Here is a 5,379-nt window from a genome sequence, read left to right as displayed (position 1 = left end):
GCAGACGCTCTCTCTTCCCATTTACGGGGTTCCCTATCGTAACAGGGGTCAAGGAGAGCAGCACATGGCTGATCCCCAAGGTTCCTTGCTCCCGGTAGGGACTTACCATGACACCTGCTCCCACGAGCGTATTGATCCCTACCCCTGCCACTGCAGATGCGGTGGAACGTTGCCCCAGCAGCGTTCGTTGCATGAGCAGTGAAACCGATGAGCTGCTGAATGGGTCGGGAATGATCCAAGTATCTACCTGAACATCAAATTCCCATACATCCGTTAAACCGGTAGAAAGTCCCCATGCAAGCTTCATCCGACTTGGATCCAGATCTTTCTCATATAAGTGTGCATTGGTTCCCAAGGTGATTCCCAGGTCAAAATACCCAGCGAAGAGAGGAGAAACAACAATCAAGACGATGATACTGGTCAATAACAATTTCTTATGCATGATACCCTACTTGAAAAAATACGTGTAACGGACAAGGTTGATCCCCCAACTGTCCACTACGCCCTTATCCATATTGAAGGCGATAAAGGGGGAAAACGCTTCATACCAGAAATCCTTTTGGCTTAATTTCAACAGACTTGCTTCCATGGTGAAGGTGGAGGTCTCCCTTGCAGGATCAAACTGGTAGAAAACCCCGAGGGCAGGCGTATAGGCGACCACATTGTGAGCAATGAAATTGAATGGATGATTCATGGTCCTGACAAGATCAACATGCAAGCCTACCTGCAGGTATGGGATGACCCACTCCTTATCCTGATTGGTTCCAAAGGCTACTTTGCCCACCAAGGAAGGATTCCCGTACTCCAGCAACCAAGGTCGGTAAGCCAGTGAGATTTCCATCCCACTGGACAATCTCTCCGGTCCATCTGATATCTCTTCACCATAGTACCCAACCCCGTACCCGAACGATCGGGCTGTCACAGGAGTTGATATAAGAAGTATCAGCAGCATGAGTAGTATTGTCGGCTTCCTCATCATCAACCTCCAAAGAATGCGGTTATGAAGCGGGGCCAGTTCCTGAGGGTATGCCATCCCTCGGCCATCTCTTCGGTAATGGGAACGGTGCCCTCATACAGTTCTTCAAAATGAAGTTTCAACTGTTGGGCCAATTCCGGGCTGTCAATCACCAGGGAATTCTCATATGCGAGATTCATTGAACGGTAATTGATATTCGTTGACCCAATCAAGACATAGCGCTCATCTACAATGAGCAACTTCTCATGCAGCAACCGTTGGGTTTCCGCACTATCTTCCTCGATACGAAGATCAATCCCCATGTCAAGAAGATCCTTTGTCATGTACTCGACGCCCTTACGGTTGGTAACCCGCCTGTCAAAGGGTATGATCATCTGTATCTCTACACCCCGCTCTTGTGCCATTCGAAAAGCCGTGATCATCTCCTCATCCAGGAAGGGAAGAAACGGCAGCACTTGCACTGAGTGGTCCGCCTCGCTGAGCAGTGAGCCGATGAGCTTGCTGATCTGTGCACTTCCCGGTTCCTGGTTCACATACCAACCCCGGTATGTCTCCTTTCCTTCAAGCGAGGTTTCATCAACTGTAAAGTCATCCCTATCTATCTCATCCCAGGTCTGTTCATTCCACCAAGGAACGAAATAGTCAAGAATAAGGCTGCTGAGTTCAGGAGAGATGAATTCATACATGCTATCCCGTTGCAGTTGCTCGTTTTCGGCACCAATGGAGATATAGTTGAGATTCATCCCCCCAAGCGCGACGTGCTTCCCGTCCACGATGAGGAATTTCCTATGGTCACGGTAGAGAAGATTCAGGCCACTCACCAGCCGTGCACCACTGATGGGATTGAACTCCAGGAGGTGTACACCGCTTTCACGGAGGAATTTGAGCGGTATCAAGTGAAAGCGTGTCTCTGTCATGTCAAAGGGACCAGTCCCGTCGACCACGAAGTATACGCGGACTCCACTCTCTGCTTTCCTGGCAAGTGCACTGTACAGCTCTTCCAGTTCCTCGGAACTGGAGGCAAGGAATGCGCTGACGATAAGATAATCCTCCGCATCCTCCACCAACTCAATAAGCCGTTCTCTCCATACCCTGCCATCATAGTATACATCAGGATAGGAAACCTGAACGGCAGGAATCTGAAACGAAGAAAGTTTTTCCTCGAAAGGAGCCGACTCAGAGAGCACCTCAGGGGATATCATATGGTGGGTGCTTGAGCAACCTGTTCCGAGAAGCATCAAACTGATGATTATACCTACCAAACGAACCTGACGCATCATGACCTCATCGTGGGGAATATGAAGGGATGCGGCAGCAACTCCTCGAATCGGTATACTACATGGCTACCCTTTCTACCTTCAGCGTAGGCAACATCCACCAAGTGAACATCGGTATCCTTTTTGCTGAACTCTGCAAGCACCTGTAGGCATAGTGCGCACGGGGGGGCCGGAGGAGCATCCTCACTCACTACCACAAGAAGTGAGATACCAATGGTTCCTTCGTTTGTTATGGCATTGAAAATTGCATTACGTTCCGCACAGATGGTTGCTCCATAACTGGAATTTTCCACGTTACATCCACTATATACCCGGCCAGTGGCACTACTGACCACTGCCGCCCCAACCTTGTATTTTGAATAGGGGGTGTAAGCATTCTTCCTGGCTTCATATGCTTGCTCGATTGCCAAATCCAAGAGTGCTCTCCCGCCCCTCAAGGGAGACGGTGCTTCCAGGATCTTGTTTGCCCCATACACCACTCGGTCGTCTATTCCCTTGCTGGAAGAGAGGATCATCTCCAGCTCTTCAATACTGTTGAAATCCTCAAATGCATCCAGACTTGAAAGTACATAATCTGCCCCGGCATCAACAAGTTCGGATACAGGGAACGTGGTAGCCACAGCACAGACAGAACATCCGGCTTGCTTGCCCGCAATAATACCATTCACAGCATCCTCAATCACCAAGCATTCCTGTGGAGGCATCCCCATGGAAAGAGACGCCAACTGATAGATATCTGGATTCGGTTTGTTCCGCTTGATGCTTTCCCCGGTTACCATGCAATCAAAATCGGATTCAGCAAGCCCTATTGCACGAAGATTGATCTCTGCCTTTGTACGTACAGCACTGGTGGCAAGGGCCAGCTTCAGCCCTGCTTTACGGGCATTGGAAATAAACCTATGAACCCCTGGAAGCGGGCCACGGTCCATCGCGTATGTTGCATAGAGAGAGAACAAGGTCTCCCTGGCTTCTTCAAAGTCTATCGAAACACCATATTTCTCAGCGACGCCACAGAGAAAACGCTTATCTCCTGCGCCGATGAATGGGGTGAAGTCCTCAGGCTGGACGGTTACGCCTATACGTTCAAAATAGGTCATTGCAGCGTGTAGGATGACAGGCTCGGAATCGATGAGAACCCCATCCATGTCAAACAGTATGCCTTCAATCATGAAAACTCCTTGCTGATAGTATAGTGAAAATAGCCATTTGTGACAATAAGTGTACTACCGAAAGACGGCATCCCTTGCAGGATGCCGTCACTAAAACCAACCACTCAGACTCAGTGCATAATCGTCTTACCCCGACCAACATCATCCTGGAAAACAAACTTGCCGTAACCTGCACGTCCAAGATAGATATTGTCTCCCATGATCAGACGCCCACGAAGATATGTCATGATCGGCTTTCCAATTACCTGCACTCCCTCATACGGGGTGTAACCACTGGCAGAATGCGTATTCTCCTTGCTGATCGTCCAAGCCATATCAGGGTCGAAGATGACAAGATCTGCATCACTTCCTACGCGGATGGAGCCTTTCTGGGGATAGATCCCAAAGGCCTTTGCAGGGGCCGTACTGAGCAGGTTCACCACCTGTTGAAGGCCAATCCTCCCACTGTTTGCGGCAAAGGAGTACACGAGGCTCAGAAGCTCCTCAGTACCGGGAATCCCTGGAAGAATGGTTCTCACATCATCGCTGGAGAGTTTCTGTTCGCGGGTAAAGGAACAGTGATCAGTTGCAATGATCTGCACTTCCCCATTAAGTACCGCTTCCTGCAAAGCCTCATTATCTTCCTTGCTCCTCAAAGGAGGTGTCATTACATACAGGGGGCCATCCTCCCCTTCAAGCTTTTGCTTATCCAGGAACAGGTAGTGGGGTGTTGTCTCAAGAATTACCCTGAGGCCCTTTGCCCGTAGCTCCCTCACCTTCTGCAGTCCAGCCTTGCTCGAAAGATGTACCACATACAGTGGCATATCGAGCTCCAAGGCCAATTTTCCTACTGTCTCAATACCTCGCGCCTCTGCTTCACTTGGGCGGAGAACTGCATGCGCAGGAGGAGTATAGGGACCGGTATAGTTGCTATTGACTTTCTGGATGGTTGCATCATCCTCACAGTGGACACTGACCAGGAGGTCGTGCTTCTTGCATAATGCAAAGATCTTGCGCAACTCTTCCTGATTGTCGACCAGATAGCCTACGTCCTTGTAGGTGGTGAACATCTTGATAACCTTCACCCCGGTTTTCTTGAGCTCCACCAGTTCCTCTTCCAAGCTCTCTCTATACGCGTACAGGCCTTGATGCAAAGAGAAATCGACTGCCATCTCCTTACCCATGGCTGCACTTCTCGCCTTGGTGCAGGCGGCAAGATTTCCTTTTTTGTCATCATCGGCGAAATCAATCACCGTGGTGACCCCACCAAAGGCTGCACAACGGCTGCCTTCCTCAAAGGAGTCAGCGGTGACCGTCCCCCTGCTTACCAAGTGATAGTGTGTATGGGCATCAATGATACCCGGCAATATACACATATCCTCAGCCTGTACAATCTCTGTTCCCTCAGGCAAGGTGTCTGGATCGATTTTTGCTGCGATATGCACAATCTTCGAATCCTCGATCAAGATGTCAGCATGCCTGGTCCATTCCGTATCAACGAGCAATCCGTCTTGTATTAATATTCTATTCATACCTTAAGGATACCTCAGGATTGGATAGACTGCAAAGCAAAAAGCGTAAGTCGTGGTTAGTAGCGAAGATTTGGTTCCTTGACCGCCTTCACCTCATCCAAGCGGCCTACAGGGGTGGAATAGGGAGCACCTTTCACATACCCAGGATCCTCCTTTGCCTGTGCAAGGACGGAACGGAATGCAAGGATGAAAGCTTCCATCGTCTCGAGGCTTTCGCTCTCGGTCGGTTCAATCATGAGCGATTCACTGACCAAGGAAGGAAAGTACATGGTCGGCGGATGGTATCCCTTGTCGATGAGAGCCTTGGCAACATCCTGGGCCCTGATTCCGTACTTTTGCCTGTACTCCTCCAGACTGATGACAATCTCATGCATGCATTGGGTGCCATAGGGTATCTCACTCTCATCAGCCAACCGCTTTGCCACAGAGTTTGCTTTCAGGTCGGC

General features: G+C 49.8%; 5 protein-coding genes and 1 pseudogene. All 6 read right to left on the bottom strand.

Annotation, left to right across the window (positions count from 1 at the left end; all coding sequences use genetic code 11):
- Window positions 1-442 (bottom strand): hypothetical protein (locus tag AB7S66_RS11105; RefSeq protein WP_428520000.1); only part of this gene is annotated, 442 nt, incomplete at its 3' end.
- 6 nt (window positions 443-448) lie between these two features.
- Entirely contained in the window at window positions 449-952 is a 504-nt protein-coding gene (locus AB7S66_RS11100; protein WP_428519998.1) for a hypothetical protein, read from the bottom strand.
- A 26-nt stretch (window positions 953-978) separates the two neighbouring features.
- Complete coding sequence (locus tag AB7S66_RS11095; RefSeq protein ID WP_428519996.1) at window positions 979-2,256, bottom strand: phospholipase D-like domain-containing protein; 1,278 nt, start codon at window positions 2,254-2,256, stop codon at window positions 979-981.
- Window positions 2,253-3,422, bottom strand: a complete 1,170-nt coding sequence (cdd, locus tag AB7S66_RS11090; RefSeq protein ID WP_428519994.1) for a cytidine deaminase — start codon at window positions 3,420-3,422, stop codon at window positions 2,253-2,255. The genes AB7S66_RS11095 and cdd overlap by 4 nt, the downstream gene beginning before the upstream one ends.
- A gap of 110 nt (window positions 3,423-3,532) precedes the next feature.
- Window positions 3,533-4,933: a dihydropyrimidinase gene (hydA, locus tag AB7S66_RS11085; protein WP_428519992.1), complete on the bottom strand. Its 1,401-nt coding sequence runs from the start codon at window positions 4,931-4,933 to the stop codon at window positions 3,533-3,535.
- A gap of 56 nt (window positions 4,934-4,989) precedes the next feature.
- Window positions 4,990-5,379 (bottom strand): annotated as a pseudogene (locus AB7S66_RS11080) (aminomethyl-transferring glycine dehydrogenase subunit GcvPB); the annotation flags it as partial.

It is taken from the genome of Sphaerochaeta sp., assembly GCF_050178175.1.
GTDB lineage: Bacteria > Spirochaetota > Spirochaetia > Sphaerochaetales > Sphaerochaetaceae > Sphaerochaeta.
Note: the sequence above shows the minus strand (reverse complement) of the source record. Positions and strands in the feature narration are given on the sequence as shown.